Here is a 582-nt window from a genome sequence, read left to right on the forward strand (position 1 = left end):
GTTGGACAACGCATCCCGACTCCAAGACAGACGACCGTAAGGATCGTATCCATAAGAAGTTGTTCCGCTTCCCACGGTCCCTTCCGATGTTTTCATCCCAAGGGCATTCCATTGAATAAAGGATGTCACACCAGTTGGGTCTATCGTGGTTGCCTTATTATTAGCATCGTCATATATCAATTTCACTTGGCTTGAATCCAAGTATGTAACTAAAACTAATCGTCCAAGCTTATCATATTGATACCTGATAGGGTATTCATTGCCACCTGTATATTCGGTTACGTTACCCGTGGACTTATCGTACTTCTGCCATTGGAAGACCCCCGAACTATTCCCGTCCACATCGGTTACTTGAGACCATTGTTTGGTAACAAATGCATAATTATAATCCGAACTATATTCCTTGTTAATAACCGTATTTCGATTATCATCTTTTAGCGTTATTTTTGTCGCGTTACCGTAATTATCGTAATCAAAGTTAATTTGTGCTTTTAGCGCTCCGCCTTCATTGTGTTCTCTATCGGAGACCTCTAAGATGCTACCTTGTGAATTTCGTACATATTTTGTGAAACGGGATAGACC

General features: G+C 41.1%; 1 protein-coding gene. It reads right to left on the reverse strand.

Annotated elements, in window-relative coordinates; genetic code table 11:
* On the reverse strand, nucleotides 1-582 hold a 582-nt coding region (locus PEL01S_RS34785; RefSeq protein WP_164824399.1), incomplete at both ends, for a hypothetical protein.

Source organism: Paenibacillus elgii NBRC 100335, assembly GCF_004000865.1.
In the GTDB taxonomy this organism is placed as follows: Bacteria; Bacillota; Bacilli; order Paenibacillales; family NBRC-103111; genus Paenibacillus_G; species Paenibacillus_G elgii.